This window comes from Pseudomonas sp. EA_5y_Pfl2_R50 (assembly GCF_963970475.1).
Lineage (GTDB): Bacteria > Pseudomonadota > Gammaproteobacteria > Pseudomonadales > Pseudomonadaceae > Aquipseudomonas.
The window spans coordinates 1-577 of record NZ_CAXAPT010000085.1; the positions used below are offsets into that span (position 1 = coordinate 1).

Sequence of the window (577 nt, forward strand, 5' to 3'; positions counted from 1 at the left end):
GCGCGCGCGCAGGTTGGCTCGCGCGGCGGCAATGCGCGGCGCGACGGTGGCGAGCGGTCCGTGGATCAGCGTTTCCTGTGGCATCCCGACATAGGCACCCCACCAGATCGAAATGCCGTCCGGCTCCAGCACCTCGAACGCGCAGCCGCTGTCGAGCATAACCACAACCGTGTCGGCCGCGTCGGGCCAGCCACAGGCGCGCAATAACCGCCCGGTGGTGATCGTGACGGCACCCGCGAGGGCATTGAGCGGGATGGCGTGCGCGGCGGTGAGCAGCTGCAGGCTGGTCAGTCCCGGCACGACGCGCACGCGGAGCGGCAGGCCGCTCGCCCGCAACCGCTCCGCGATGCGCAAGCTGCTGTCATAGAGCGCGGGATCGCCCCAGACGAGCAGCGCCAGCCGCCCGCCCTCGGGCAAATGCGCCACGATCTGAGCGCGCCATGCGGCGGCGATGGCGTCGTGCCAGTCGTCGACGGCGTGGGCATAGTCCCCGCCTGCTGCGCGCACCGGCATGTCGAAGGCGACGATCCGCGTCGGCCCGGTCAGCACCCGCGCGCAGATCGCGCGGCGCAGGTCG

General features: G+C 72.3%; 1 protein-coding gene. It reads right to left on the reverse strand.

Annotation, left to right across the window (positions count from 1 at the left end; genetic code table 11):
• A partial coding sequence (gene cobF / locus AACY19_RS26820) for a precorrin-6A synthase (deacetylating) (RefSeq protein WP_339454510.1) occupies positions 1–577 on the reverse strand: 577 nt, incomplete at both ends.